Annotated in this window: 23 protein-coding genes; 7 read left to right on the plus strand and 16 right to left on the minus strand. The window is 28.2% G+C overall.

The window, feature by feature from the left end:
* Nucleotides 1–26: 26 nt before the first annotated feature.
* The 5 genes from ACYEKI_RS08750 to ACYEKI_RS08770 are packed head-to-tail and all read right to left on the minus strand — an operon-like array spanning nt 27 to nt 7,359.
* Entirely contained in the window at nt 27–728 is a 702-nt protein-coding gene (locus ACYEKI_RS08750) for a LytR/AlgR family response regulator transcription factor (RefSeq protein ID WP_459210806.1), read from the minus strand.
* On the minus strand, nt 725–1,750 hold the full coding sequence (locus tag ACYEKI_RS08755; protein WP_459210807.1) for a sensor histidine kinase: 1,026 nt from the start codon (nt 1,748–1,750) through the stop codon (nt 725–727). The genes ACYEKI_RS08750 and ACYEKI_RS08755 overlap by 4 nt, the downstream gene beginning before the upstream one ends.
* Nucleotides 1,751–1,758: 8 nt before the next feature.
* Nucleotides 1,759–3,063: a TolC family protein gene (locus tag ACYEKI_RS08760; protein ID WP_459210808.1), complete on the minus strand. Its 1,305-nt coding sequence runs from the start codon at nt 3,061–3,063 to the stop codon at nt 1,759–1,761.
* A gap of 6 nt (nt 3,064–3,069) precedes the next feature.
* Nucleotides 3,070–6,210, minus strand: coding sequence for an efflux RND transporter permease subunit (locus ACYEKI_RS08765; RefSeq protein ID WP_459210809.1), 3,141 nt, complete (start codon nt 6,208–6,210; stop codon nt 3,070–3,072).
* Nucleotides 6,211–6,228: 18 nt separating this feature from the next.
* The gene (locus ACYEKI_RS08770; protein ID WP_459210810.1) at nt 6,229–7,359 is read right to left on the minus strand and encodes an efflux RND transporter periplasmic adaptor subunit; all 1,131 of its coding nucleotides are present in this window, start codon (nt 7,357–7,359) and stop codon (nt 6,229–6,231) included.
* Nucleotides 7,360–7,636: 277 nt separating this feature from the next.
* On the opposite strand from ACYEKI_RS08770, the gene ACYEKI_RS08775 reads away from it, so the two are divergent.
* On the plus strand, nt 7,637–8,305 hold the full coding sequence (locus ACYEKI_RS08775) for a methyltransferase domain-containing protein (RefSeq protein ID WP_459210811.1): 669 nt from the start codon (nt 7,637–7,639) through the stop codon (nt 8,303–8,305).
* A 178-nt stretch (nt 8,306–8,483) separates the two neighbouring features.
* Here the strand turns inward: ACYEKI_RS08775 and ACYEKI_RS08780 are convergent, their stop codons facing one another.
* The 5 genes from ACYEKI_RS08780 to ACYEKI_RS08800 all read right to left on the minus strand — a co-directional run bounded on the left by ACYEKI_RS08780 (nt 8,484) and on the right by ACYEKI_RS08800 (nt 14,348).
* Nucleotides 8,484–8,726 carry a hypothetical protein gene (locus ACYEKI_RS08780; protein ID WP_459210812.1) on the minus strand — a complete coding sequence of 81 codons (243 nt, stop codon included), beginning with the start codon at nt 8,724–8,726 and terminating at the stop codon, nt 8,484–8,486.
* 399 nt (nt 8,727–9,125) lie between these two features.
* A complete protein-coding gene (locus ACYEKI_RS08785; RefSeq protein WP_459210813.1) occupies nt 9,126–9,353 on the minus strand; it encodes a hypothetical protein in 228 nt (75 codons plus the stop codon).
* A 126-nt stretch (nt 9,354–9,479) separates the two neighbouring features.
* A complete protein-coding gene (locus ACYEKI_RS08790) occupies nt 9,480–11,060 on the minus strand; it encodes a vitamin K epoxide reductase family protein (RefSeq protein WP_459210814.1) in 1,581 nt (526 codons plus the stop codon).
* Nucleotides 11,061–11,080: 20 nt separating this feature from the next.
* The gene (locus tag ACYEKI_RS08795; protein ID WP_459210815.1) at nt 11,081–13,768 is read right to left on the minus strand and encodes a CHAT domain-containing protein; all 2,688 of its coding nucleotides are present in this window, start codon (nt 13,766–13,768) and stop codon (nt 11,081–11,083) included.
* 58 nt (nt 13,769–13,826) lie between these two features.
* Complete coding sequence (locus ACYEKI_RS08800; RefSeq protein ID WP_459210816.1) at nt 13,827–14,348, minus strand: hypothetical protein; 522 nt, start codon at nt 14,346–14,348, stop codon at nt 13,827–13,829.
* Nucleotides 14,349–14,445: 97 nt separating this feature from the next.
* Between ACYEKI_RS08800 and ACYEKI_RS08805 the strand changes: the two genes are divergently transcribed.
* The gene (locus ACYEKI_RS08805; protein WP_459210817.1) at nt 14,446–15,006 is read left to right on the plus strand and encodes an RNA polymerase sigma factor; all 561 of its coding nucleotides are present in this window, start codon (nt 14,446–14,448) and stop codon (nt 15,004–15,006) included.
* Complete coding sequence (locus ACYEKI_RS08810; protein WP_459210818.1) at nt 15,003–15,803, plus strand: hypothetical protein; 801 nt, start codon at nt 15,003–15,005, stop codon at nt 15,801–15,803. The genes ACYEKI_RS08805 and ACYEKI_RS08810 overlap by 4 nt, the downstream gene beginning before the upstream one ends.
* A 107-nt stretch (nt 15,804–15,910) precedes the next feature.
* On the opposite strand, the gene ACYEKI_RS08815 is transcribed toward ACYEKI_RS08810, so the two are convergent.
* Entirely contained in the window at nt 15,911–18,301 is a 2,391-nt protein-coding gene (locus tag ACYEKI_RS08815) for an erythromycin esterase family protein (protein ID WP_459210819.1), read from the minus strand.
* Nucleotides 18,302–18,528: 227 nt separating this feature from the next.
* The gene (locus tag ACYEKI_RS08820) at nt 18,529–19,563 is read right to left on the minus strand and encodes an agmatine deiminase family protein (protein WP_459210820.1); all 1,035 of its coding nucleotides are present in this window, start codon (nt 19,561–19,563) and stop codon (nt 18,529–18,531) included.
* Nucleotides 19,564–19,785: 222 nt separating this feature from the next.
* Between ACYEKI_RS08820 and ACYEKI_RS08825 the strand changes: the two genes are divergently transcribed.
* Nucleotides 19,786–20,772: a sensor histidine kinase gene (locus tag ACYEKI_RS08825; RefSeq protein WP_459210821.1), complete on the plus strand. Its 987-nt coding sequence runs from the start codon at nt 19,786–19,788 to the stop codon at nt 20,770–20,772.
* A 28-nt stretch (nt 20,773–20,800) separates the two neighbouring features.
* A complete protein-coding gene (locus ACYEKI_RS08830) occupies nt 20,801–21,526 on the plus strand; it encodes a LytR/AlgR family response regulator transcription factor (RefSeq protein WP_459210822.1) in 726 nt (241 codons plus the stop codon).
* Nucleotides 21,527–21,532: 6 nt separating this feature from the next.
* On the opposite strand, the gene ACYEKI_RS08835 is transcribed toward ACYEKI_RS08830, so the two are convergent.
* The 4 genes from ACYEKI_RS08835 to ACYEKI_RS08850 form a co-directional block, all read right to left on the minus strand.
* On the minus strand, nt 21,533–22,054 hold the full coding sequence (locus tag ACYEKI_RS08835) for a 3'-5' exoribonuclease domain-containing protein (protein ID WP_459210823.1): 522 nt from the start codon (nt 22,052–22,054) through the stop codon (nt 21,533–21,535).
* A gap of 142 nt (nt 22,055–22,196) precedes the next feature.
* Complete coding sequence (locus tag ACYEKI_RS08840; protein ID WP_459210824.1) at nt 22,197–23,114, minus strand: DUF6624 domain-containing protein; 918 nt, start codon at nt 23,112–23,114, stop codon at nt 22,197–22,199.
* Nucleotides 23,115–23,118: 4 nt separating this feature from the next.
* Entirely contained in the window at nt 23,119–23,487 is a 369-nt protein-coding gene (locus ACYEKI_RS08845; protein WP_459210825.1) for a hypothetical protein, read from the minus strand.
* A 262-nt stretch (nt 23,488–23,749) separates the two neighbouring features.
* Nucleotides 23,750–24,598, minus strand: a complete 849-nt coding sequence (locus tag ACYEKI_RS08850) for a TolB-like translocation protein (RefSeq protein ID WP_459210826.1) — start codon at nt 24,596–24,598, stop codon at nt 23,750–23,752.
* A gap of 177 nt (nt 24,599–24,775) precedes the next feature.
* Between ACYEKI_RS08850 and ACYEKI_RS08855 the strand changes: the two genes are divergently transcribed.
* Both ACYEKI_RS08855 and ACYEKI_RS08860 read left to right on the plus strand, forming a co-directional pair.
* Nucleotides 24,776–25,780: a sensor histidine kinase gene (locus ACYEKI_RS08855; RefSeq protein ID WP_459210827.1), complete on the plus strand. Its 1,005-nt coding sequence runs from the start codon at nt 24,776–24,778 to the stop codon at nt 25,778–25,780.
* Between the two features lie 3 nt (nt 25,781–25,783).
* A complete protein-coding gene (locus ACYEKI_RS08860; RefSeq protein ID WP_459210828.1) occupies nt 25,784–26,476 on the plus strand; it encodes a LytR/AlgR family response regulator transcription factor in 693 nt (230 codons plus the stop codon).
* The last annotated feature ends 185 nt before the right edge of the window (nt 26,477–26,661 follow it).

The raw sequence follows: 26,661 nt of genomic DNA on the forward strand, positions 1-26,661 counted from the left end.
TATATTATTGATATGCATTTATGAATTCAATACAATAATTTTAATAAATTTTCTTTATAATTTCTACTCACCGTTAATTTAGCTCCATTAACCTGTACTAAATTTCCTTCTATTGACTCAAAATGATCGAAATTTATAATAAATGACTTATGTATTTTAACAAAATTGTACTCTTTCAGTTTTTCATCTATATTTTTAAGTGTACTTAATACCATTATTTTTGTATCTGTAGTATGCACATGAATATAGTTCCAATCTGATTCTATATAAATTATGTCTTTTACAAAAACTTTGACTACTCTTTTGTCTACTTTAAACATTAAAAAATCTGTAGTATTTGAAGCTAGTTTTGTTTGTTGCAATTCAATGATATCAATTGCTTTACTTGTTGCTTTTACAAAACGTGAAAAACCTACAGGTTTCAAAAGGTAATCAGTGATATTAAGCTCATAACCTTCAATAGCATACTCAGAATAAGCTGTAGTAAGTATTATTTGAGCCGTTGTTGCAATTGACTTTAAAAACTCAATTCCTGTCATTTCTGGCATTTGTATATCCAGATATATAATTTGTACTTCAGAGAGTTTATCAAAATTTAATAATTGAACAGGTGAGATAAAACTCCCTATCAAATTTAAATTATCCATTTTTTCTATATAATTCTCTAAAAGAAGCATATTATGCTGCTCATCTTCAACTATAACGCAGTTTATTTTTGTGTTTTTCATGAGCTTTTAATTTTTAAACTTACTTTATAAATATCATCTGTATTATTAATGGTCAAATCCATACTTTCTTTATAAATCAAAGTCAATCTGTTTTTGATATTTTCTAAACCAATTCCTTGATTGTCTAAAATTTTAGGCTTCAACACTGTTGAAATTGTATTTTCTATATCAAAATAGATATAATCTTGATCAGTTCTTAACATGATATTCACCCAAGCGTTTTCTTCTATAGCTAATTGACTATGTTTAAATGCATTTTCTATAAAGGTCAATAATATTAAAGGTGCTATTTTAACTGTTTGATCACATGTTGTATAATCAAAATCTATTTGTTGTTTCTTTTTTATTTTAAATTTTTGGAATTCGATATAATGATTTAAATATTCTATTTCTTTTGACAATACGATAAAATCAACATCTGCTTCATAAATAACATACCTTAACATTTTTGTCAATTCCATTATCTTATCAGGTGTTCTTTCATCTCTAAGGTATGCTATAGAATAAATATTACTTAAGGCATTAAATAAAAAATGTGGATTAAGTTGGTTTTTTAAATGTGTAAGTTCTGATTCTGTATTTAATGCTTTTAATTCTGATATTTCTACTTGATGTTCTTTATTTTTTTCTGATAGCAAATTAAATTTACTAAACATCATCGATATTGTAACGGCTCCTATAATGAAAGATAAAGTCATAAAAATTTCAAAAGAGACACTGCTACCTCTTTTGATACTAACAGCTTCTATATCTTTAAGTAAAACACTTGATAATAACGCAATAACAATTAGCATTACATACCAAAATGCAAGTTGACATCTAGCTGTTCTTGAAGTATTGAGCTTTTTGTCTAATCGTCTATAAATATTAAAAGCAATAGTAACACACATTGTCGATATGGTTGCCAATAAAATACTATTCCAAACATTAGCCTCTTCAAAATTTTCAAAAAAAATGACTGTCCATAAAATAGCTATTATAAATGAACCTACTCGCTTTATCTTTATGACTTCTCTTTCCAAAACTGATTTTACTTTTCAATAAAATTAACTAATCTTCCAGATATTCTTAACAAATTATATTCAATCAATTTAGCATTAAGCTTAGCTGTTGCTATATTGGTTATTGATTGTATCAGGTTTTGTTGTGCTTCTCTAAACTGAATATTTGTAATTTGACCATTTTTTAAGAGTTCATGACTAAAATTTAAATTCAATTCTGTTGCTTGTAGATTTGCTGTTTCTGTTTTTAAGTTTTCTAATTGATTTTGATAATCTAACCAAAGTTCTCTTAAAGTTCTTTCTATCTGTAATTCTTGTTGCTTAAGCGAAAATTCTTGATTTTCAATATTGAGTTTTGCATTATTTATTCTTCTTTTCTGCTGTCCTCCATTAAAAATATTAAAACTAAGATTTAAACTTGTTTGAAATTGCCCTGTGTTGGTAGATGGATCATCTTGACCATTATAAGAATAACCAGAGCGCAATGATAATTTAGGTAGCGTATTCGATTTTTCTATCTGTAAATTCTGCTTGCTCTGTAATAAAAGATTTTTATTACTCAATAAATTAACATTATTTGCCTTAGCCTCTACAATTAGATCATCTATATTAAAAATAGCAAAAGTTTTTATATTCTTATCTACATTAAAATTACTATTTGTCCATTCAGAGTTTATTAATTCTACCAATTGCAATTTCTGTTTATTATACCTATTAGATACATTCATTAAAGCAATACTATCATTATTAAAATCTACTCTAGCATTTAACAAATCTAACCGTCTATTAATTCCGAATTCATTTTCTGTTGCTGCTCTTTGAAGCCTATCTTTGGATATCTCTAAAGATTTTTCTCTAGCCAATTTATTTTCATATTCTGTTAATGCTAACAAATAAGCATTAGTTACTTGTAGAATAGTATTTTCAATTGCAGTTCTATTTTGTAGTTGAGCTTGACCTAACTGTGTCTTTAACAGTTGAAAACGATACTTTCTATTCCCACCTTCATATAAGGTTTGATTAACTTCTATTCCTGCATTATACGTCAAGGCTTTAGTAGGGTTTTCTGGATTATTTTGACCATTAAAAAACAACTGATTGGTATTGGTTATTGCATATTGATATCCACCATTAAAGTTTATTGAGGGTAATAATCCTGCTTCTCCTTTTTTAGCATTATTCTTGGCTATTTCTGTCTTATTGTTAGCCATTTTAATACCATAATTATTTTCTAAAGCCATATCTATAGCTTTATCCAACGTGAGTAATGTTTGTCCTTTTGCTGCTATAGCTACAAAAGAGAAAAAAACGATATATATATATTTAATATTCATTGACTTTTAATTTTTAACATGCTCCATTTCTGAAATAGCAGGTTCTAAGCTTTCTTTATTCTTTGGTTTTTCAAAATTGAATAGCCAAGCAAGGTAATATCTTCCATTATTTGATACCATGATAAGTACTGGCAATACGATTAAAGAAAGTATGGTAGCGATTAACAAACCATATGCTACAGTAATAGCCATAGGGGTAACTAATGCTGCTGCAGAAGAGTTAGAAAATATCAATGGGAATAATCCTGACATTGTTGTGACTGTTGTTAATACTATAGGTCGAAAACGACTTTTTGAAGCAATAACAACAGCATTGTAAACAGAATGTCCTTCTTTTAACGCATTATTATATGTTGCAATCAAGATAATAGCATTATTAACCATAACTCCTAAAAGAGCTATCATTCCTAAGTAGGATGTAAATCCTATTGATTTTCCATGTATAGCATGTCCCCAAGCAACACCTATAAAGCTAAATGGTACTAAAACAAATACTAATAAAGTTTGTAGTTTTGAACGAAATGTAAACAAAATAGTTACAAATAATAGAATTAAAAATATAGGTCCTATTTTCTGCATTGACTTGGCTGTAACTTCTAAATCTTCTTCCATTCCAGATTGTGCAAAAGAAATTTGAGGATATTTCTCTTTTAACTTAGGGAGCACATTTGCTTCTATATTCTCTTTAATAAAATTGATGTTTACTTCATCATTTTTAGAATCTGCTTCTACTAGTAAACTACGTTTACCATTATAGTGTGCTATGTCTACCAAGTTACGCTTGTATTTAAAATTCGCTATAGCACTTAATGGATATTCTTTACCATTAGACAATAGTATACGCATTTCTTCAAGGTTACTGATATTTTTTCGTCCTAATTGAGCCAAACGAACCATTATACGTACATCTTCTTTATCTCTACTAAATCGCATGGCTTCGCTACCATAAAACCCATTACGTACACTATTCATAACCTCGTCTAACGAAATACCTAATGCTATTGCTTTAGGTTTTAATGTAATTTCTATCTCTCTTGCTCCAGTTTTCTTATTATTAATTACATTTTTTAAATCACTAATTTTTCTTAATTCATTTTCTAAATCTGTACTAGCTGAATCTAATATTTTAAAATCATTACTAATTAATTGTATCGATACTGGTTTACCCCAAAAATTGGATTGTACATAATTTACTTTTTGAGCTTCAGGTATATCTCCTACTAATTCTTTTACCTCTGCTAAAAAATCTTGAGCTTCATAATCTCTATAATCTGCTGTTTGTAACATTCCTCTATAACTCCCCGTGTTTTCTGAGGTAATATTAATCACACTATATCTCAATGTTTCTAAAGAATCTTCTCTTCTTTTATCATATTCTTTACCTTTTGCTATAGCTGCTTCTTGTATCTTGTTTAGGTATTTTTCTGTAATTTGAATAGGTGTTCCAGGTGGCATTTCTAATTCTACTGTAAATGAATTATTATCTGCTCCTCCTATATCTCCTTGTCTAATAATACCTCTATTTAAGGAGCCTATAGTAAGTAAGAGAAATGCAAAAAGTATGGCAAATGTTAGTGCTTTATTTTTTAAACTAAAATGTAATATTGGTAAAAAATATTGATCTCTTATTTTATTAAAAAAACCTGTAAAAAGCTGTTCAAACTTAGAGATTTTTCTTTCACCATTTAATGCTTTTGACTCTGCTATATGTCCTGGTAAAATAAAAGTTCCTTCAAAAAGAGAAAAAGCTAAAGCACTTATAATTACAATTGCCATTTCTGTAAAGAAACTTCCCATAAACCCATCCAAATAAAAAAATACCGTAAATGCGATGACAGTAGTAATTACTCCAGAATACACAGAAGGTAATACTTCTAGAGTTCCATCAACAGCAGCTGTTATAGCGTCTTTTCCTTTTAAATAATGATTATAAATATTCTCTGCTATAACAACTGCATCATCAACTAAAATTCCTAACACAACTATCATCCCAAATAGGGATACCGTATTGAATGTTATTGCAGTTAAAGCTCCTACTATAAACATTCCAAAAATACTTATCGGTATACCTAATGCTACCCAAAATGACAGCCTTCTATTTAAAAATAGACTTAAAAACAATAGTACTAAAGCAAAGCCTTGTAATCCATTACTCATAAGAATATTTTTCATGGTCAATACTACATCGGATTTATCATCCAAAAGAGCTAAACTTGTATCTGTATGAGTAGCATTATAGGTTGCTATATAATCTTTAATAAGCTCTGAGGTTTCTCCTATATCTTCAAACTCGTTATTACTTATTACTAGAGATATCGCTCGTTCGCCATTAACATAGGTAGCATTAGGAGTTTCTTTCCATGTTTCATTCAAAGAGGCTACATCTTTTAATAAGACTACCCCCCCATTAGCTGCAGATCGTATAGGTATATACTGCAATTCATCTGCATAGTATTTTTTTTGTTTTGTTCTAATAACCAATAATTCAGTATCTCCTCTTATAGTTCCTCCTGTTAAATCGATATTAGATTCCCTTATTTTTCTAGATACCTCTTCAAATGTAAGCTGGTAAGCTCTCATTTTATGCTGGTCAAGTGCTATTTCTATTTCTGGTTTTGGTAATCCATTAAAATTAATTTTTGACACTCCTTCTTTTGCTAACAACTCTGTCTCAATACGCCTAGTTTCTTGTAATAGATCGTGTAAAGGAATGTTACCTCTAATGGAAATCGTTACTGCCTCTAATGCGAATTCACTCTTGGTAACTAATATCTTCTCCATTCCTACTGGAAAAGTATTAATACCATCTACAGCATTCTTAACCTTGAGGAGTACTTGATTGGCATCAAATTTTTCAGCTACTTTAATGGTAATAATTCCATTATCTTCAGATGAAGACGAGGTAACATTTCTTAATCCTTGTACACTTTGTAGGGCATTTTCTACTTTTAAAATAATACTTTGTTCTACTTCTACTGGCGAAGCTCCAGGATACACTGCTGTAATTTCTATAGTACGAGGGTCAAACTTAGGGTCATTTGATGAGTTTATATTTATAAATGATAAATAACCAAAAATAAAAATGAGTCCCATCAAGATAGTTCCCATTTTGGGATACTTTATAAAGTATGTTATTAATGACTTCATATAGTTTTATTCGGTATTTTAATTATTGTAGGTTACATTATTATTGGTACTATAAATAGGGGCTATTTTTTGTCCAACTTTTATTCCTGTAGTTTTTTCAAGAATGGTAAGAGGTTTATCAAAACCACTTATTAACGTATGACTGTCTGTAGCTATGATTGGCTTAACAATGATCTTTTTTGTACGCCCATTTTCATAAACCCATATAGTATTATCACTGTTAAGTAATTTTCTATCAATAATATTACCTTTAACTTTTTTGGAAGTTTTGATTGTTCCTGGGATAAAGTCTCCGTGCACTAAGAGATCATCTTCTATAGTCGCAAATAATTGTACGGTTTGTGTATTTTGATCTATAGCATTACTTACTCTTTTAATAAGAGCTGATTTTCCTCCTTTTAGTAAAAGAGTATCTTTAGTACTAATCCATGAGACATATTCTTTCTTTATATCCATTACTACATCAAATTGATTTTTGCCTATAAATGCACCTAATCGCTGATTAGGACTTACCATCGTTCCTTTTTTTGATTGAATATCTAGTAAAAAACCATCAAATGGTGCTACTATCGTATATTTACGTAATAATTCTTCTAAGCTTTTTATCTGATAATATTGCTCTTCAATACCCCTAGAAATAAAGAATAGAGATTCCTTTTCGCTTTTATATTTTGGTAATTTTTGTAATGGGGATTGAGGAGAAATCTTATTTAAATATTGATGCCAATCTTTAAAACTATTAGGAAAATCTAGTTTTAAAATTGCCAGTATGGATACCAAACTTGATTTAAATCCACTTTTTCTAGAAGATAAGTCTGCTCTAAATTGATCTGAATTAATTCTTGCTAGAACTTGTCCTTTTTTAAAATGTGTTGCAGACAAAAACGGCTTTTTACCATCTTCCAAAACTCCATTAACTTCTGTATAAATATCAAAATACTGTCTAGCTTGTATATTTGCCAATACATCTAATACAACATTTTGATTGATTGGTGTAACCTGCTTAACCGGCACTTTTAATATAACATTACTTATATTTGATTCTTCTTTCTCATCTGTTGTTTTTGACAAAAAAGTATATCCTAACAAGGATACACTTAGAATCACAAATGCCCAAAAAGCACTTTTATATTTCTTTATTACTTCCATCTTTGTTTAATTCTATCTTTAAAATCTAGGCAAAGAATGCTCTGGATTTTTAAATCATCAAACAAATATGAGGAGTGGTAAAAAAATAATGAGGAGTAGCATTTATCTTATTCAAATACTTAAAATCGGATCGTATATCAAGTATTTAGTTAATAATACCTAGATATTTTTACATACAATAATTACATTTTATATAGTATGTTTTGAACTATAATAATTTGTCCGTTTAAATACTATTATTTATACTAGGCCTATCAAATTTTATGCTATTAGATTTATGAATAAAGAACCTAAAAAAATTAAAAAACCATGGCCTACAAAAGATGCTATGGAACAGATTTATGAAATGAATCTTTGGGGGGGTAATGCTGTAGATTTTTATTCTGGTTCGGGATCTCATGATCCAGAAATAATCATTCCGTATATATCAGCTATATCAGATTTTTTAACATCATTTAAACATCCTCTCGTAGTGTGTGATTTAGGTTGTGGAGATTTTAATGTAGGTAAAGAGCTTGTTAAGCATACACAAAAATATATAGCTATCGATATTGTAACTGTTCTTATAAAGCGTAATAGAAAGATGTTTAAAGCTTCAAACTTAGAGTTTCATTGTTTAGACATTGCTGTAGATGAAATCCCATCTGGTGATTGTGTGATCTTAAGGCAAGTCCTGCAACATTTATCCAATACAGAAGTTCAAAATATAGTTAATAAACTAGCTGACTTTAAATATGTTATTTTAACTGAACATATCCCTAATGGTGATTTTATTCCTAATAAAGATATTATTTCTGGGCAAGGTATTAGATTAAAAAAACATAGTGGATTAAACTTACTAGCTCCGCCATTTAATCTTAGTATTAAAGAAGAAAAACAATTGGTTACTATTAATTTAAATAATCAAAAGGAAATCATTCAAACCACACTTTACGAACTTTTTTAAATTAGTTTTTTATTGTCATTTAATCAAAAAATGAAGTTGCATAAAACAACTCCATTTATACTTAATTTAAAGCAAGTAATCCCCCATAAAACAACGAACTGGACACCATCTATTCGTTTTTCATGAATGTAATATTAAGAGTTAACATATACCTCTTAAACTATTTAATACTATACTATTAATGTTCTAGACAACATAATCCTCCTTGAACTAGACCTAAACATCTACCTCCTAGAAAAGGTCCCCCAGAAATTGATCCCTTTGCAAGATATGAACAAACTTGTCCTCTAGAGTTAATCTCATGATTTGTATATGTAGCTGAACAAGGACATGGGTCAAATTCTTTAAACATTCCTCCTAAGATTTCCTTTTGCTCGGCTTTATTTAAAGCTTTTCCTAAGTTTAAAATTGTTTTTTTCATAATTTTTAAATTTTATAATATTCAAGTTATTATCTATTTTATTTAACCTAAGAGTTACTATGTACCCCTTAGATTATTTACTATGTCATTTTGATAATCTAAATAACATAGAATCATCTTGAACTAGACCCCACATCTAGTTCAAGAATAACCTTACTGGTATGATTTTTTGATTGAGGATATGAACAAGTCCTCGTATTGAATCTACCTAAGTAGTTTCTTTCAGAATATAGATTACATACCTTAAACATTTATACTTAAGGTTTAATTATAAATATTCGTTAAACGTTACCTTGCAAGTATCTGTATTTATTATACAACCAGTATTTTATAATGCAATCACAAAAACTATGTCCTACTGTAATACTTTAAAGTAGCTTTTAACATGAATACTAAAAGTTATTTACAGAACCCATTATTTAATGATCCTAGGCATCTACCACCAGGGAAAGGTCCTCCAAAAATAGTACCTGCTGCTTCATAAGAACAACTACCTGTAGTAGAGTTATGAACTATATAGTCATAACTTCCTGGGCATGGTACAAAATCTTTAAATTGTCCTCCTATGATCTCTTTTTGTTCTTCTCTATTTATAGCTTTTCCTAAGTTTAAAATTGTTTTTTTCATAATTAAAAAATGATTAAAAATTAATGTATTCTTTGATTTATTTTAGACACTCAAAGGTTATGTCTATTCCTCTCGAGAGAATATCATGTATTTTATAGCTTTAAATTGACTTGTAGTCAATGCTATTTAATATGTGTTTTCGTGTAAATCTTCTATAAAATGGATAAGATCATTTCTATCGTATTCTCTGGGATACGATCTTCCGTTAATTAGGATCTCTGGAGTAAAATTTATTCCGTTATTGATACACCAATCTTTTGATTTTTGAAGTATAGTCTCATATACTTCTTTATTAAGGCTTTCTCCCCATTTTTTTAACCAATCGGCTGGATCAGTTCCTCCATAAATATCATTCATTGCCAATAGACATTCTCCTTGTCCGTTCTGATTAAATAGTTCTAATAACCTGTATGTAATTTTAAATAAATCACTATTCTTATCTGCTTGATTTATATTAAAACGAATATTGATTTTAACTTTATCTGCATATAGTTCAAGAATGCTATCTACATGTTCATGAACTGCTTTACAATGTCCACAAAATGGGTTAGTAATTATTGTTAATTCTAAGTTTGAATTGACATTACCAAAAACTATCTCATCTTCTGTATCTATTATGGTGTTATATGGTGTTGATTTTTGAAGTAGGTTATTAAATATTTCAAAATTGCGTTTAAATTTAGTAAGTGTAATCTTTTCTTTTTTAAGTTCGTTATTACCTGATATCAAAGGCTTAACAATTCCCCAAATAAGATACGCACTTATAAAACCTATACTAATGATTAGTAGTTCTCTTAGGCTAGCTATCTCATAAACTGAGAACTCAAAATCTATAAGTGCAATTAGTCCTTGTGTCCACAATATTCCTACAATAGTTAAACATAATAGACACCAAGATTTTGCGATTTTGTATTGGTAATAAATCGAATAAATCGTTATGGGTAAAGCGAATGAGCTTATTACTGCAAAAACATAAAAATTGATTTGTAACACAAAAGAAACCACCAATCCTATAAAATAGATCATACTAAGATCGCTTAATTTATAATTTTTAAAAAGTTGCGCTCCTTTTGAACTTAATACATTATCACAATCTCTCTTTTCACTATTACCTGAACAAAAAGCATCGCCTAATAATGTATGTTCTCCTAATTCTTGTTTAAATATGGTATAACTTACTCCTATACCTGCTATAGCTAATAAAAAATATAATTGTTCTAGGATTACAACCCCGTTATTAATTAAGAATGTTATGAATAAGAATAAAAGAGCTATTAATATGTATTTCTTTGCATTATTATTTGTTGATTCTAAGGGTTTATTAGCTTCATTTTTTTCGACAGCTACAACAATCCCCGTAAATTGTTTTAAAAACTCTTTTACAGTAATTTTTTCTGTTTTCTTACTTTCATTAAAAACAGTATAAGATGCTGTATTTTTTGCCTTGTGTATAGTTACTAATTCTTTTCCTTTATCATTTTTAATCTGAGCTATAAATGTTTCTGGTAATTGTTGTAATGTTTCTTGATTGTTAGGGATCTCTGCTGCTATGTTTTCAATTCTAAAATGATCCAAAACTCCTGTTATTGCATGTAAACTTGGATAAGATGGATGACTTTGCAATTGAAATTTTAATTCTTCTTTATCAAAAGGAATTTTACTTTTCTTAAGAAGATTTTCTACTAAATTGATTAATGTGTCTTTCAAAACGGTGATCATTTTTAAGACTATTCACATTCTTCAATTTTGTTACCCCCTTTTTTTGAAAAAAATAAAATAAAAATAAAAACAGCTATAAAACCTATTAAATATAACCAATTAAAACCTTTATTAAAAGTTTGATTAGTATCACCAATAAGGACAAAAGAAGCCCAATAAAATGGTGATTTATCCGATAAAGAGTGTTCTTTTATGTATTTTCGTTTAGCATTACCTAAGGCTTCAACTTTTGAAGAGGATTTGTATAGATCTTCATAAAAATCTTTCATAATGCTTGAAGTCGATGTATCATTTGCATTCCATAATGAAGATATTACAGCATTAGCTCCCGAATAGAAAAAACCTCTAGCTAAGCTAAAAACACCTTCTCCTTTATTAACCTTTCCTATATTCGTTTCGCATGCACTCAATACTACTAAATCTGCATTATTTTTATGAGTATATAATTCGTGTAGCTTGATTGTATCGTTGACAAAATAAATTTCTGGATTTTTGCTAGATTTAGCATGAGTTGCCAGATGAATAATTTTAGCATCTATACTCTTAGTTAAAAACGATTTTTTATTAGCTTCATTAAACAAATACGCCTCCCCATCTAATATCTCATTAATTGTCGAGATTTCTTCTTTTGTATTATGTAAACTAGCTAAGGTTTTATTTGAAAAATCAACAGGTGCAAAACCAATAAAGTCACGTTTAGTTTGACGTTTTATTTCCTTATTTTGTTGTAGAAATGATATAGAATAGGCATAACTAATGTTGTTATGCTCGATTAAATATTCTAATTCTTTATTATTTGTATTAAGTGCTTCAAAAGGAACATCCTGTAATGAGATATCAGGAATAACTAATAAATTCTTATTTTTTATTAATTCTTGTAACTCTGTTCCGGGAAAAAGATTCGTATAAAGTGCATACGCTATTGTTCTAAATCTATTGAGTTCTTGTTTAGTTTTTAAAGGCTTGGATATTAATACTCGATACTCATCTACTTTTGATAAAAAATCATTTGTATTATTTAGCTTAAAGCTAAAGTATTTTTCCTTTGATAATACCACCCCATACAACCCTTTATCATCACTTTTATTTTCATCTAAAGCATACGAAATAATTACTGTATTTGTATCAAGCTCATTTTGAATGTCTTTTATTGATAGTTTTTCTATTTCTGATTTACTGTTAAAAAACCCAAGATTCTTTTTATAGATTGAATGATTCAATACTTGATATTCTTCTTTTAATTCAAATAAAAAATCTTTCTTTTTATTATAATCTTCTTCCTTTTGGTTTAAAACTTCTTCTTCTAATTTTAAAATATTCTTTTTTAACTTTAACCTTTTATTTAAAACCTTCTTAGGTAGTTCTTCTTGTTTAATATTTTCTTTAATTGCTTGAATAAGAAGAAGAGCTCTGTTTTTCTCCATAAAATTAAGCATCGTTTCTTCTCTACCTAATAGGTACGCTATATTAATCCCAAGCATATAGGTTTTTGAAGCTTCTTCTCGCCATAATAACTTTGTACTTATTTCAAAACTATCATCGATAATGATATCTACTAATTCATCACTTATATCAACCACTTGTATGGCTTCTTCTAGATAACTTATTTTCTTAGTTTGATGATATAATCCTAATAGAATTTTTATTTTGGTTCTTAATGCTATGAAAATGTTTCTTCTATCTGTAGTTTCTAATAATTGAAGTGAAGTAGGTCGCTTATTGATTAATTCTTCATCTTGACTAAAACTCCAATTCAAAGACTTTTCTATATTCTTAAGAGCTAATTCATTATTTTTCTTTTCGTTATAAAAAACTGCAATATTTCTATAACTCTCTGCATTTTTTATTTCATCATCTTTTTCATAAACCAAACTTTTTTCTAAGTAAAACAACGCACTATCCTTTTTATGCTGTAAATACAATTCTCCAAGATTTACATAAGAATTTGCTATAACCCAAGAATCTTCATCCTTAAAAGCTCGATTTAAGTTTTTACTATAATATTTTTTTGCCTTATCAAAATCATTTAAATACTCTGTTGCATAAAGATTTGCATAAGCTGCATTTAATGAATAATATCTATTTAAAGTGAGTATATTTTTATGTAGCTTTACAAGGCTATCTGCTCTTTTTAAAAATGATATACCTTCAAAAGAAGCTTCTTTATTATCGAGAAAATCACATATTAAGGATGTATTAATATATAATGATAATAGGTTTTTTTGTGAATATGCATTCTCAATAGTATCTGTTTCTAATAAATGAATCCCCTTTTTAGAATATTCTAGTGCTTTATAAAATTCCCCTTTTCTTCTATAATATTTCCCTATCTCTCCATATGATCTAGCTACCTTGTTTTGCGTAACATTAGTACTGATAACTTTTTGAAAATAGCTAATCCCTTTACTAAACTCCTGATTTTTGTGATGAAAGAAACCTAGATTAAAGAGTACATTTTCATAGTCAAAATTTATACTTCCTTCTTTTTCAAAATAATTAGCTTCAACTTTACAATATTCAATCGCTAAATCATATTCTTTTTTCTTATAAAAATACATTGCAAAATAATGCACAACTTCAGCATACTCTTTAGCATTATCGCAATAAGAGTTCAATAATTCGTCTACTTCTTTAGCTGTTATTTTGTCTTGTGCTTTAAGTATTAGATAATGTTCATAACAATTTTGGCTACTCATAGAAAAAATCCCTATAAGTAGCCAAAAACAAATTTGATATATTTTATTCTTTAATACTCTAATCACAAGTTATTCCAGATCCATTACCTATTCGAGCTTCTTGTACGTCATCATCTGCTTCAATTCTCACTTTACTTTCACGATTAAAATCATGAATAACAAGCTGTCTAGTTTTCCATATTTCTACATCAGGGTTATTACATGGAATAACTTCACTTAATCCTAATTCTAATCCAAAATTATATCTAATTTCGATTTTTCTTGCTTCAGTAGTTCCTGGTTCATATATCATTAATATTTCATCCTCTACAATGGAGTAATCTACTGGAGTTCCATCTACATAAGTTAAATCAGGAATACTACTGCTCTGTTCAAAATTCCCTACACTATTTTTATTTTCTAATAAATCAAAGTCAGATTGTTCTTCTTGCAAAGAGTTTAAATCAACGGTATTATTTCCTTCTTCTAAACTTTCAAGATCACTAAAAGATTCGATATCAGTCAATTCATTGTTTTGCTGGCATGCAGTAAAAATAATAAGCGAAAACAGTAGTGCTTTAAAAATAAAATTTTTCCTCATCTTTTTATAAATTTATGTTTCCTTATCCTTTACAAAACATAAAATTGTTACCCACTCAAATATATAAAATTTTATTTTTGCTATTCAACGTTAAAAAATGGATGGGAATTTTTTCTTAAATAAATTATTAAAAGAAGACTCAAAAACAATTACTAAAGTATATGAAAATAGCTTTCCTTTTGTAAAGAAATTTGTATTACAAAACAATGGGAATGAAGATGATGCTCAAGATGTATTTCAAAAAGCATTACTACAAATAATACTAAGATATAAAAGAGAAAAATTTAGTATTACAGGTAATTTTGATGCTTATTTTTTTACTGTGTGTAAAAATTTATGGAGAAGGGAATTGAATTTACATAAAAAGAGGGTAACAAATACAGATGTAAGTGAACCTCATAGTGATTATAAGGATCAAATTCAAGCTCTTGTAGAACAAAAAAGACATGAATTATTTGTAGAAAAATTAGGTGAATTATCTGATAATTGCAAAAAAATATTGACATTGTTTTTTGCAAAAACACCCTACGAAGAAATTGTAAGCACTACAGAATATAATTCTGAATTGGTTGTAAGACAACGAGTTTTTAAATGTAAAAAAAGACTAAAAGAGTTAATTCAAAAAGATAAAAGGTTTAATTCATTAAAAGAATTATGAGTTTAGAAGAGGATATATTGATTGAACGTTTTTTGAGAAATGAACTTTCTGAAATAGAAAGCACTGATTTTTTAAATAAAGTTGATCTAGATGATGATTTTAGAGAGCGGTTTTTAATAGAAAAGCAACTTTTTGAATCTTTAAATGAAAACGAATGGAGTCATGTTTCAAAAGTAGATGAAAAAGAATTTTCTGAATATGATACTTTATATAATGCCGATGCTCAAAGAATAAAAAGTGTTATTCATAAAGCTACTACAGCTTATGATAACAAAAAAAAAGTAAAGAGATTAGTTTATTTTTCTAGTGCTGCAGCTATAGTAGCTTTTATGATCTTGTTTAATTTTTATACTGATAAAAATCAACTTACTACAACTCAACTTTATTCAGAATATGTGCGTATAGATGAGCTTAATTCTTTGGTTAATAGAAATACTGATGCTATTGCTATTAAATTTGTTGATGCAGAAAAACAATTTAAACACAAAAATTATAAGGCAGCTTTAATCAAATTTGATGAACTTCTTAAATTACAAAATAAAAACAGTGTTTTATACATTTATAAAGCCTTAACTCAACTAGAATTAGACAATCCCAATGCTGCAATAAAAACTTTAGATTCATTAATTAATAGTGATCTTATTGATGCCGAAAAAGGATATTGGTATAAAGGCTTGGTATATCTAAAATCTAATGAGATTATCAAGGCAGAACAAGTATTTACTTTGATCACACAAAAATCTTATTTCAAGCATAAAGAGGCTAAGGACGTATTGAATCAACTCGATTCTATATAATAACTTTTAGTATAAAATTCTGTTTTACAGACATACTATTTTAAAATTGGATAAAAACAAAAGGGAATATAGTTCGCTAATCCCCTTTTGTTTTCTACAGTTTGCAATTATTTCCCTTCAAAATTATTTATTTTTTTCGCGTAAAATGTGTTCCAAAAGGATTCGTCATAATCAACACGATCCAACACTGTTTGATCTTTTTCTCTCCATTCATATTCTATCTCTTCAACATCTTTCGTTTCAAAATCAAATAATCGAGAATCTAATTCGAATACAGTATATATTTTTTTATTCTTTGTGGTTGTAGTTTCATTATATCTACGATTAAAATATCTCGTTGCATAATATTTTCCATCGTCATTGATCGTCGCATAATAACATACATTTTCTTCCTTAATAGTTCTTTGGTTTATGTTTTCGTAACCACTATATCCTTTGAAGTATTTTTCTATTTCTTCTCTTTTTAAAGTTGTTTCCCAATGCTCTACGACTTTAACTATTGCAAAACTTTCTTTATCTATATATACACTACCCGAATATTTTGTAGGATATCCTCGATTAGTATAATTCCATTTATTTCTTTCTGTCGTAAACGAGATAATATATAAATGTTCTTCTTCAGGATTATTAGATTTGATAAACTTTAAACCAAACTTCTTATATTTTCTTTTGTGTAAAATATTAGCATATCGTATTGCATTCTGCCTATATGAAAAGAAATCTGATGAATACTTAAATTTATTTTGTAGGTTATTTTTATTCCATTTTATCTGTTCTACTCTTTGTGTTATAATGAAAGGAGATAAATAACCATCATCATAATCTTTGGTAATTAACTCCAAATCCAATGCTGTTGTATCATCTTTATTAATCAAAACTTTTCCATATCTAAAGAAATTAAATGGTTCTACTGGATGGTTCTCTTTTTTTTGGGCTATAGCCTTTTTTAATACAGCTTTAGGTGTTAAAAAACCTGTAATAACTACTTCTTCTAGTTCTTCAAATTTTGGTTTTAAATATACTTTATCTTTTAACTCTTCTATAGCAATTGTATGCGTATTAAAGCCTAATGAAGAAATCTCTATTATTGCTTTTTTTACTTTGGACTTATTAATCGATAATTTAAAAAAACCGTTCTCATCAGCTACACGATAGATCTCTTCATTTTTTAAAATCAAAGTAGCAAACGGAATCGGTGCATTAGTTTCTTTATCCATGATTTGTCCTTTAAAAACTATATTTTCACCAACATTTATTTGCTTAATCTTCCTCCCTAAATCATTTTTTTTATTGACACTTGTCATCTTATCCAACTCTTGTTTGGGTAACGTTGCCTTTTTCAAGAAGATGTATCCATCATGTAATTGATCTAATCTTGCAGTTGTGAAATCTATAAAATTTAACAATCTAGTTTCTCTTATAGATTCCATTGCATTTTGAGCTGAGGATACAAATAAGTATGGTGCATTTTTTTCACTTAATTCATATTCAAAAGAATTCTTTTTTATCGGACTGGGATGCCATTTTCTTGTTTGAAAATCAAATAGTGAATCGTTAGCATGTATAGTAGCCAAACTGTATACTTTATCTTTCAATTCATTCTTAATGTGCGTTCCCATAGAAACAAACTCTTTAGCTACAGGTTTTTGTATACTCGAATTATCATTAATTATATGAATATTATCTGCCCAACAAACGATCTTTTCTGCAGGATTTCTTTTAATATAACTCAAAAGATTATCTGCCATTTGTTTATCTCTAATATTATCATTTTTATTACCAAAATCAGTAGTCAAGATTTCTTCTTTGTTATAATAAGCATCTTGAGAAGATGCTAATAGACTCTTAATAAACTGTTTCCAATAATAGTTAGTTTCATTACGCTCAAAGCTTTCTATCTGCTTAAGAATTCTTTTTATTTCTCTTTCATAAGCTACATAACTAATATCATCTTCTTCTACTTTGATGTTTTCTAAAATTCCCTCGATCATAATCCCTAAATCATCTTCATCTAGCCTTAGTTCTATTTTATGATCTTCGCAATAATCAAAAAAATCTTCGACAAATACAGCAGTATTATTTACTTGAGAATCGAATCCTATAACTTTAAGATTGTTTTTTTCTATATATGTAACTAGCCTTTGAAATTCTGAAGTTGCGGACCATACTCCCCAGATCACATTATTAAATTCGTCTTTATCAAATTTATTTTTATTCATCTTCCAGATATCATACATAGAAGACTCCATAGCAATTGTAGTATATCCTAATTCTTGATGTAGATATTCTATAATTCTTGCTTTCATCTCAAATATATTTCCATACATATGAGTTATTTCTCCTAGCATAACCAGGTTTTTATCTCGTAGTTCCTCTTGAAGAAAGGATAAATCTGAAAGTTCTTTTGATTCTGGTGAGAATAGTGCTTTTGTTTTTAGTTCTTGAGCATAACCTATTGTAAAAAATAGGCATAAAATTAGCGTAAAAGTTTTCTTCATTAATTGGTATTTTGATTTAAAAGACGAAACTCAAATCAAAATGTAGCATCAATATTTTTAATCTAATGCCTCTTCAATAATTCATAAAATATCTTATATTAAAATTGACAATGCATCTATACAAAATATAATATACTACTTAAATCACAAGGTTTTATATAGCAATTTCAGCTAACATTATATTTTAAACATTAGCTGAAATAAATCTATTTAACTATATAACTTAATTAAAATCGGGGTTGATCATTAGTAACACAATGTATTCCTCCTCCATGCTGTTCTATACTTTCACCTTCAATAAAATAAATTGTTCTATTAGGAAAATAGCTTTTAAGTAAAGGTCGTAATCTTTCTCTTTCATTTTCCTTTGCAATGGTTACTACGAATCCATTTCCTATTAACCAATTAACACTTCCAGGATATCTATGCACTGTAAATCCAGCTTCAGTACATACTCTAGCAATAGTGTCTTCTAGTGTTGTTTCTATAGTTACTACAACTTCATTCTTACTAATAAATCTAGCCATTCCATCTATATGACCTATAGTTCCATCATCTTCATAATAACCTTCTGCCCAGATAACTTTAGTTGCCCCCATAGTTTCTTTTAAAATAGTTTCATGAGCTTCTTTTGTTCTAAGTGTTGGGTTTCTATGAAGTTGACAATCCCAATTAAGCATTAATATGCCATCACCATTAGATTCTAAATTTCCTCTTTCAAGAACATAATCTAATCTATTTTCAACTTCAATACCTAAATAATCTGCGATCCTAACCGGGATTCTATTATCATCTTCAGATAAAAAATCCCCAAATCCTCCTCCCCATGCATTAAAAGTCCAATTTTGTGCCCAGGTTTTTTCTCCATCAGTAACATATATTGGTCCATTATCTCTCATCCATGAAAAGTTAATAGGCCAATGATGAAATATTATATTAGGATCATCTTCTTTTATGTTTCTAGCAGCTAATTTTGCTATTTGCTCTTCTTTATAATCTTCTTCTATAATAGTGTTAAAAACTATATGTACTGGTTGGTATTGCTTTATTATATTTATAAAATTTGCAAACGCTTTTAATTCTTCATCTTCATAATCAAATCCCCATTGAACCCATGTAGCTTCTTGTGTTTCCCATTCTGCTGGAACTCTAATAGTACTATCTGTTTGGCTAACATTTTCAACATCATCAGCACTTTTACTACAAGCTATACAGTAACAAGTCAATATTAATAGTATCATATTATACATAAGCTTATTCATATATTTTATCGTTTAAATAATTTATCAGTTCAAATATATTTTGAGCTTCTTCATATAGACAAAAATTTTTCCTTAATAGACCAATTAATGGTATATAATGTCTCTTTTAAGGAATATTCCCATAATTATACTTTTTAGTCCCAAAAAATAAACTTTTAAGTAGTTTTTTATTTTTTACAATTCTCATACTGTAATTTAGCTTTCCCTTTAATTTAAAATGTAATGCTAAACATAAAACCACTTCATCACATTCTTTTTTGGTTTTTCGTTTTTTTATATGTGATTGAACTTATCGAATATGACTTTGAATGGCCAATGGCTATTGCGCTTACTCTTGTAGAAGTTCTTATTTATATGACTACATTTTATATAAATGTTCATGTATTGATCCCTAAATTTTATCAGAAAAAAGGAAGTTTCTTTTATATATTAAGTGCTTTATTTTTATTAGGTGTAATTTACCTCCCCTATTATTATTTTGAAATTGGCTATTATCTTATTGCTGATAATGAATGGAGAATTCTATTTTCATTCTCATTAAACTATACTCTATTTATTATTATCTCTTTCCTGTATTGGTATTTTATTTTATTCAAAAAACAGTATGAAAATAATCTTGTTCTTCAAAATCAAAAACTTCAAGCCGAATTGTTATTATTAAAATCGCAAGTGAGTCCTCATTTTTTATTTAATTCTTTAAACAACATATATTCGTTAAGCATAAGGAAACACGAAAATACGTCTCTGATGATTGAAAAATTATCTGATTTATTACGATATATAATTTATGAAGGGCAAAAAAAAGAAGTCTTGTTAAGCCGTGAAATCACATTACTAAAAGATTATGTCAAATTAGAACTATTAAAAGAACCCAAAGCAATACAAAATATAAAAGTAGAAATCTCTGGGGTTCATTCTTTACATACTATTGCTCCTTTAATGCTAATCAATCTCGTTGAAAATTGTTTTAAACACAGTGACATCACCTATAATCAAAATGGTTTTTTGAAACTACAACTCTCTGTAACACATCATACCATGCATTTCTATACGTCAAACTCTTATTCTCAATCATATAAAAATAATGAAGGAGGACTTGGATTACAAAATATCAAACAACAATTGCAACATTATTATCCTAATAATCATCAAATAACTATTAAAAAAGGAAAAAACACTTTTGATGTAAATTTAATTATAGATCTTTAATTACTTTAATCACCTAAGTTTTGATGTAATGAAAAAATATTCTTGCATAATCGTAGACGATGAATCTCTTGCTCAAGATTTACTTGAAGCTCATCTAGAGAAAATCCCAAATATTAATATTGTCGCCAAGTGTCATACTGCAATGATTGCTATGCAAGTACTTAATGAATATCCTATAGATATTATGTTTTTGGATATAGAAATGCCTGATTTAAATGGTATTCATTTCTTAAAATCATTAGAAAAAACACCTTATACTATTTTTACCACAGCTTATTCACAATATGCCCTAGAAAGTTATGAGTTAAACGTTGTTGATTATTTACTCAAACCTATTCGCTTTGATCGCTTCTTTAAAGCTATAACCAAAGTATTATCACTCTTAAATTCCAATCCTACTAATCTGCAAACAGCAATTACAGAACAGAAAAATGATTATTTTTTTGTTAAATCAGATTACAAATCCATAAAAGTACAATTTAATAATATTGTCTATATAGAAAGTGTTCAAAAGTATGTAAAAATATTTGTTGATGATAAGTGTATTATGCCTTTAATGAGTTTATCATCAATAATGGAAATTCTTCCTACAAAACAGTTTTTTCGTTGTCATAAATCATTTATAGTTAATCTCGATGTGATCGAATGTATCGATGGAAATCAATTATTATTAGCTTCAGGAGACAAAATCCCAGTTAGTAAAACTCTAAAGGCTGAATTAATCTCAAAAATTGATCATTTTAACCTACTATGATTATACTCATTTTAAACTAATCTTTAGTCCTAACTCTTTCTTCATAGTCAATAAGGCTTCTGCATTACCTTTTGCATCATCTACAGGATGATGGGTATGTTTTGTTTTTCTTAAATGTTTAAAATTCTTAAATGTGTCTTTTATCAATCCTTTATACATACTTCCTAGGTTTTGAGAACTATGTCCAAAAGGGTTTTCTTTAAGAAAATGATGAAAATACCAACACACAAACATCCAATCAAATCCATTATTATCACTAATAAAAACTGGTCTTCCTTTACTATTTTCTTTAATCCATTTTGCAAAATCTTGCATTACCTCTTTGGGATCATCAAATTGTAAAGTTTCTTCTCTTGTATGCCCCGATACTGCTAATGCTTCTGGCTGCCATTGCTCTGATATCGGTTTTAATCTACCATAAAATGTTTTGTCTAATGCTTCGTCAACGATAACAGCTCCTAACGAAATCATAGAGTAATCACCTGGAATCTGTCCATCGGACTCTACATCAACCATTATATAACTCATATTGTTTGTTCTTCTAGTTTTATTATAAGCTTATTCTATATATCATATATTCTTACCCTCAATTTTTATTAAAATTCACTTCTCAAAACACTTTAACATGCTCACGTCAAAGTGTTTTATCCTTTATAAAATAGCATAAGCTTTATTTTTTTTGGACTACTGTCCAATCATAATTGATTTTTCTTTTTAAATAATCTTTAAGCGATTCAAGTCCTATTTTTTTCCTCCGTTTATCTACATACTCAGGATCTTTAATCGGATAAGGTTCTAATTTTCGTTCGGCATTATAACGAAACTGCATCCCATAAATCTGAAGTTGATTTTCATTTACCAAAATTCTATCTTGGATTTTAGCAAACTCAATACAGCTTCCTTCATTCTCTAAGCAAGCATTTTTAATCTGAATTAAATACTTTTTTCTAATAGCATCATTTTCATGATGATTAATAATTAACAATGGTGCATCTGCTGCTAGCTTACCTACTTTTGAATATTTTGGCCATCCATATTTTTCTATAAGCGCAATCATATCTTCATAGCCATTTTTGTTTATTTCTTGCTTATAAGCTCCTAATGGTGGATACCATTGTGGTATTACTCCTGTTTTTATAAAATGCTTTTTGGCTTGATCAATATGATAATTTAATGCTTGGTCTTTTTGTATTAGACTCAATAATTTAAGTGTATATTCAGGTTCTTCTAATTTTCCATTACTTTTTTGATATTTTTCTATTTGTTCTTTTTCTATGGTAACCCAACGAGTATCTTTTCTTAAAGCAAATAAATCTGGATCTGCCAATGCCCACAACGAATTATCTTTTTGTAAAGCTTTATTTAAATAATGATATGCACTATCTTCTTGATATGTTAGAGCATATGCGCAAGCAAGATTATATGTGTTTTTTTTATTCTCTGGAGAAACCTTATATGTTTTCTTATACATTATAATTGCAGCTTCTATATCCCCTTTTTTTCTTAAACTATCTGCTTTGGAAATAGCTTTTTGAGAAAAACCAGCACAATTGACACTTATTAATATAATTAAAAGTAAATCTTTCATACCATTATGCTTTAGGCGTTTTATGATTAACTATACTTTTAAGGATTTTAATAATCATAAAAAAACTAATTCCTAAAACAGGAGTAATTAAAGCATATGATACTCCTTGAAAGATCAATTTTGGAGCTATTCCGTTTGCTTTTCCTATAAAGTAAAAACTATGCATCAAACCTAATAACAAAGAAAGTACGCTAGAAATAAGTATCCAAAATGCAGCAGTTTCAATTTTGCTATTATGATATTTAATTATATCATGATCTTTCTGTTTAATTTTCTTTATAAAATGAAAAATTGCTGTAGCGACAAAAATACTGTATACAACAATAAATTTTAAGTCTCCGCTCGTAATAAATTCTGCAAAAGGCATTCTCATAAGTATATATTTTAAAAGTTACCTTCCGAAAGTATTATTAAACTGAATCGCTACAGATTTTTTGCGACAAACCTACTATTTAGAACTATTTATAACACAATTAATACTGTAAAATAAACTCCCCCTATTGTAAAAACTTTTTAGCATACTGTCATCCTAATAAATAAAAGTACTTCTACTCCTATTAAATTCATTTTAAATAAAAGACACCTTAACATATTTATTATATCAAGATGTCTTAATTTTTTGGTCTGTTCAATTTCTATTTAGGTCTAAGATTTTCAATAATTTTAGCATCCACCCAATATGGGCTTCCTACCCAATATTTACTTCCATCTTTTCTAACTTTCTTGTCTCCTCTCCAAAAAAACAAATATTTTCCATCTGGTGTAACTCTTGGACGTTGTTCATAGGCTTCGGTGTTGATATTATCTCCCATCTTAATTGCTTTTCCCCAAGAACCATCATCTTGTTTAAAACTAATATAGATATCAGGAATATTTTTACCATCCTTTTCTGCATCCCACATTAAATAAGATTCATCTGGAGCAATGAACGGATGTGCAATATATTTTCCAGAGTTAATCTCCTTGTTCATTTTTTGGAGGGGTTCGTATTTACCATCTATAAAACGTGAATAACTCATATGTCCATCACCTTTGTTATTCATAAAATAGAAATAATATGTCCCATTAGACGAGGCTGAGAAACCAGTAAAAGGAATGTCTTTTAAAGGTGCTTTTTTGGTTTCAGATAAACCAGGAGTAAATCGTTCTCTATATTTATCTATATCAGTCGACAAAATAGATGTTTGACTCCATTCACGGTTTTTATAGCGCATAACAAATAATGTACTTTTTTTATATCCACCATCTTTCCTCTTGAAAAAGAATTCTTTCATATCTGGCGAAAACGTAAATAAGCTTTCTACGTTATCTTTTGTCGAAACAATACCTGGTGCAAAAACTTCTGGTGTTAATCCTGGTGTTTTTTGGCCTAGATATCGATCTTCTATAACTGGAAAATTATCTTGAGAGCCATTTTGTTGAGCAAAGCTCTGAGTTAAGCTTATAATTAATATTAAAAGTGATAGTTCTCGTTTGTATATCATAGTTTTATATTTATAAATGTTGGATAAAATTAGCGTATAGCTTTAGCTTATTATTTTAAATAGGATAAACCCAACAATTAAATGATAAACTCATTTCGTCATTGATATACTGCTTTTGTATAAAAAATATGAAAAACTGTGGTTATATATATTACTTTTAGTTTTTAATAAAGTGTTATGATTAAAAGATCTTTAAAACAAACTATACACATTAACATAGGAGCCTTTTTGTTAGTATTCATACTTGAAATATTGAGTGGATGGTTAAACAAAGATACATTTGATACTAGCTATTCTTTCTTTTTATGGAATCTTAATTTTTCTGCCTATATCATGGTTATCATTTGGATAAATCATTTTATTTTCATTCCATATTTCTTAGATAAGAGAAATTACTTTTTTTATGGCACATTACTCATCAGCAGTATATTGCTTGCTGCTTATCTAAAAGGCAATGCTAAAGGGTGGTATCAAATCTCTAAGCTATTTTTCTTTTTTCTTTATACAACTGGAACTGGAATGGCCGTTTTTCTTTTAAGAAGAAATATGATTATCCAAAAAGAAAATGTTGAGAAAGATAAGTTGCAAAGAGAAATGGAACTTAATTATTTAAAAGAACAGGTAAATCCCCATTTTCTATTTAACTCATTGAACAGTATTTATGCACTTTCTAGAATACAATCACCTGAAACTTCTGATCTTGTAATGCAGCTTTCAGAATTAATGAGACATCAATTAAAGAGTTCTAAAAAAGATACCGTTTTACTAAAAGAGGAACTAGAGTTTATAGAAAATTATCTATTACTTGAAGATAAAAGGTTGAGTAAACGCTGTGCAATTGATTTTTTAATCAATGGGAATATAGTAGACTTAAGACTTGCACCAATGTTACTAATCCCGTTTGTTGAAAACGCAGTTAAGCATGGGGCTCAAAGCACTAATGAACAGAGTAACATTGATGTTTCTGTCACTGTAAAAAACACTACTCTTTATTTTTTTGTAAATAATTCAAAGCCTACGGCTATTCCTGTATCAAAGAGAAAAGGCATGGGTCTTGAAAATGTAAAAAGGCGTTTAAATTTACTGTATCCTAATTCTCATTCCTTAGAAATAAGTGATACAAAAAAAGAATTTCGCGTAAATTTATCTATTGATTTATCAATTTCAATATTAAAAAAATAGTTAATGATTAAAATAGGCATCGTAGATGATGAAATACTAGCTCGTAAAGTATTGGAAGATTATTGTTCAAAAATCAACAACTTTGATGTAGTATTAAGTACGGGCAATCCACTTGAATTTGTCAATTTTACTCAGCAAAACCAAGTTGACCTTATCTTTCTTGATATAGAAATGCCTGAACTTAATGGTATGGAAATTTTACGTTCTATGATAAATCCACCTAAAGTTATCCTAACTACAGCTTACTCTGAATATGCACTAGAAAGTTATAATTATGGTGTTGTGGATTATTTATTAAAACCTATTAAAATCGAACGCTTTTTAAAAGCCATAAACAAAGTTACCGCATCAAAAATAATAGCGCCTAAAAAAAATAATGCAAGTGAAACGCTTCAAATAAAACATGATGGGGTACCAGTTAATATCTCATTTGAATCAATTCTGTACATTCAGAGTTTTGGAAATTATTTAAAAATATTCACAGATTCGAGAATGTATCTGATCACCGAAACGCTTATTAATATTATTAAACTATTATCTAAAAACTTCCAACGTACTCATAAATCATATATTACCAATTTGGATAGAGTCACAAAAGCTACTAAAACACATTTACTAATTGAAAATAAAAAAGTTCCTATAAGTGCTATGTATAAGGTTATTGTTTTTGAAAAATTGGAGGTTTTAGCAAAGTGATATCATCTTAATTTACAAATCATTTATTAAAGACAAATTTCCTTTATTATTGACGCTCCATTTTTGGTGTTTATAACGCTAGTTAATGTTATAAAAAAGGTAAAGATTATTGTTATTTTAATTATACTCTTATTTAAAACAACTTTCTTTACCTTTTTTCTTCTCCCCTACTTTTTACAAGCAAA

The organism is Aquimarina rhabdastrellae, from assembly GCA_947387485.1.
GTDB lineage: Bacteria > Bacteroidota > Bacteroidia > Flavobacteriales > Flavobacteriaceae > Aquimarina.

What these genes read in the sequence shown, in the direction of transcription:
- ACYEKI_RS08805 (WP_459210817.1), top strand. Translation starts at nt 14,446, where the DNA reads ATGGATGGGAATTTTTTCTTAAATAAATTATTAAAAGAAGACTCAAAA.
- ACYEKI_RS08770 (WP_459210810.1), bottom strand. Translation starts at nt 7,359, where the DNA reads ATGGAAGTAATAAAGAAATATAAAAGTGCTTTTTGGGCATTTGTGATT.
- ACYEKI_RS08795 (WP_459210815.1), bottom strand. Translation starts at nt 13,768, where the DNA reads ATGAGTAGCCAAAATTGTTATGAACATTATCTAATACTTAAAGCACAA.
- ACYEKI_RS08830 (WP_459210822.1), top strand. Translation starts at nt 20,801, where the DNA reads ATGAAAAAATATTCTTGCATAATCGTAGACGATGAATCTCTTGCTCAA.
- ACYEKI_RS08835 (WP_459210823.1), bottom strand. Translation starts at nt 22,054, where the DNA reads ATGAGTTATATAATGGTTGATGTAGAGTCCGATGGACAGATTCCAGGT.
- ACYEKI_RS08765 (WP_459210809.1), bottom strand. Translation starts at nt 6,210, where the DNA reads ATGAAGTCATTAATAACATACTTTATAAAGTATCCCAAAATGGGAACT.
- ACYEKI_RS08800 (WP_459210816.1), bottom strand. Translation starts at nt 14,348, where the DNA reads ATGAGGAAAAATTTTATTTTTAAAGCACTACTGTTTTCGCTTATTATT.
- ACYEKI_RS08750 (WP_459210806.1), bottom strand. Translation starts at nt 728, where the DNA reads ATGAAAAACACAAAAATAAACTGCGTTATAGTTGAAGATGAGCAGCAT.
- ACYEKI_RS08855 (WP_459210827.1), top strand. Translation starts at nt 24,776, where the DNA reads ATGATTAAAAGATCTTTAAAACAAACTATACACATTAACATAGGAGCC.
- ACYEKI_RS08860 (WP_459210828.1), top strand. Translation starts at nt 25,784, where the DNA reads ATGATTAAAATAGGCATCGTAGATGATGAAATACTAGCTCGTAAAGTA.
- ACYEKI_RS08775 (WP_459210811.1), top strand. Translation starts at nt 7,637, where the DNA reads ATGAATAAAGAACCTAAAAAAATTAAAAAACCATGGCCTACAAAAGAT.
- ACYEKI_RS08820 (WP_459210820.1), bottom strand. Translation starts at nt 19,563, where the DNA reads ATGAATAAGCTTATGTATAATATGATACTATTAATATTGACTTGTTAC.
- ACYEKI_RS08825 (WP_459210821.1), top strand. Translation starts at nt 19,786, where the DNA reads ATGCTAAACATAAAACCACTTCATCACATTCTTTTTTGGTTTTTCGTT.
- ACYEKI_RS08780 (WP_459210812.1), bottom strand. Translation starts at nt 8,726, where the DNA reads ATGAAAAAAACAATTTTAAACTTAGGAAAAGCTTTAAATAAAGCCGAG.
- ACYEKI_RS08785 (WP_459210813.1), bottom strand. Translation starts at nt 9,353, where the DNA reads ATGAAAAAAACAATTTTAAACTTAGGAAAAGCTATAAATAGAGAAGAA.
- ACYEKI_RS08850 (WP_459210826.1), bottom strand. Translation starts at nt 24,598, where the DNA reads ATGATATACAAACGAGAACTATCACTTTTAATATTAATTATAAGCTTA.
- ACYEKI_RS08815 (WP_459210819.1), bottom strand. Translation starts at nt 18,301, where the DNA reads ATGAAGAAAACTTTTACGCTAATTTTATGCCTATTTTTTACAATAGGT.
- ACYEKI_RS08845 (WP_459210825.1), bottom strand. Translation starts at nt 23,487, where the DNA reads ATGAGAATGCCTTTTGCAGAATTTATTACGAGCGGAGACTTAAAATTT.
- ACYEKI_RS08760 (WP_459210808.1), bottom strand. Translation starts at nt 3,063, where the DNA reads ATGAATATTAAATATATATATATCGTTTTTTTCTCTTTTGTAGCTATA.
- ACYEKI_RS08810 (WP_459210818.1), top strand. Translation starts at nt 15,003, where the DNA reads ATGAGTTTAGAAGAGGATATATTGATTGAACGTTTTTTGAGAAATGAA.
- ACYEKI_RS08840 (WP_459210824.1), bottom strand. Translation starts at nt 23,114, where the DNA reads ATGAAAGATTTACTTTTAATTATATTAATAAGTGTCAATTGTGCTGGT.